Genomic DNA, 1,511 nt, shown 5'->3' with positions numbered 1-1,511 from the left:
GCTTGGGGTCGTCGATCAGGCCGACGGCGCGGGTCGGAATATCAGCGCCCTTGCGCACCGCCTCCGCCAGATGCACCTGATAGCCGGGGCCGGTGGGCAATTTCTGCAACGGCGAATTGCCGCCGCTCGAACAGCAGAGATAGGCAACGCCCTCGTCCTTCAGCGCTTTGGCCACTTCGATCGCGTCCGCCACGTCGAAGCCGCCGTCGACCCAATCCTTCACGGACAGCCTTGCGCCGAGCATCAGCTTTGGCACCGCCTTGCGCACCGCCTTGGTGATTTCGACGGCAAAACGCATGCGGTTTTCCAGCGCGCCACCCCAGCGGTCCGTGCGCTGGTTGGACAAGGGCGACAGGAACTGGAAGATCAAATAGCCATGCGCGGCGTGCAGTTCGAGGAAATCGAAGCCGGCGCGTTCGGCTCGCCTTGCCGCCTCGGCGAAGCGCTCGATCAGCTGTAGGATCTCCTCGTCCTCCAGAGCGTGCGGCACGTTCCAGCCGGTGTCGTAGGGGATGGCCGAGGCGGAGACGGTCTGCCAGGGATCCTCGTTTGGCTTCAGTGGCCCGCCGCCCTCCCACGGCTTGCGGTTCGAAGCCTTGCGGCCGGCATGGGCCAGTTGGGAGCCGAATTTCGTGCCGGGTGCGGCGACGCGTCGTGCAGCGTCCAGCGCGCGGCGGGCGGCCGCTTCATTGTCTTCAGAGTAAAGGCCGAGGCAGCCATGGGTGATACGCCCGCGCCGCTCGACATCGGTCATCTCGACCGTGACCATGCCGGCGCCGGACATTGCGAGGTTCATCCAGTGATGGAGATGCCAGTCGCTGGCCGAGCCGTCCTCGGCGGAATACTGGCACATCGGCGCGACGGCGATGCGGTTGGGGAAGGTGAGGCCGTCGAGAGTGATCGACTGGAAAAGCGACGCTGTCATGAGAAACTCCGGGAGGGTTCGCAGCTATTTAGGCGACCGATGGCGCCTGCGCCAGACACGAGGCGGTGAAAGGGCTTCTGGACCAATCACGGGCGGGATTGCCGAAATGCCGGTTCGCGGCTACGCCTCGGCCAGGCATGTCTCCCAAAAGTGGCTCCGGTTTTGGGAGAACGACAGGCATAAACAGGAGCATGAAGTGCGACGCGCTTTAGCATGGAGACCGGGATGGAAGATCGTATTCGCGTCCGTTCGGAGGAAATCCTCTCCGACGACTGGGCCATCCTGAAGAAGACCGTCCTCGACTACCGCCGGCGCGACGGTCAGTGGGAGACGCAAATCCGCCAGACCTATGATCGCGGCGATGGTGCGGTGATCCTGCCTTACGACCCCTTGCGTTCGACCGTGCTTCTGGTGCGCCAGTTCCGCTATCCCGCTTACGTCACCGGCCACCGCGAGCCGCTGATCGAGGCCTGTGCCGGTCTGTTGGACGAAAACGATCCGGAGACCGCCATCCGCAAGGAAGCCGAGGAAGAGCTGGGTTATCGCTTGAAGGATATCGAGCGGCTGTTTTCGCCCTATATGAGCC

Annotated in this window: 2 protein-coding genes; one reads left to right on the top strand and one right to left on the bottom strand. The window is 63.8% G+C overall.

From position 1 onward, the window contains the following. The coding region (locus EN879_RS35470) for an NADH:flavin oxidoreductase/NADH oxidase (protein WP_164774820.1) at positions 1 to 925 on the bottom strand (925 nt) is incomplete at its 3' end. A gap of 225 nt (positions 926 to 1,150) precedes the next feature. On the opposite strand from EN879_RS35470, the gene EN879_RS35465 reads away from it, so the two are divergent. Continuing rightward, a partial coding sequence (locus tag EN879_RS35465; protein ID WP_127274694.1) for an NUDIX domain-containing protein occupies positions 1,151 to 1,511 on the top strand: 361 nt, incomplete at its 3' end.

This window comes from Mesorhizobium sp. M7A.F.Ca.AU.002.02.1.1 (assembly GCF_003998535.1).
Lineage (GTDB): Bacteria > Pseudomonadota > Alphaproteobacteria > Rhizobiales > Rhizobiaceae > Mesorhizobium > Mesorhizobium ciceri.
This window is presented reverse-complemented; position numbering and strand designations above follow the sequence as displayed.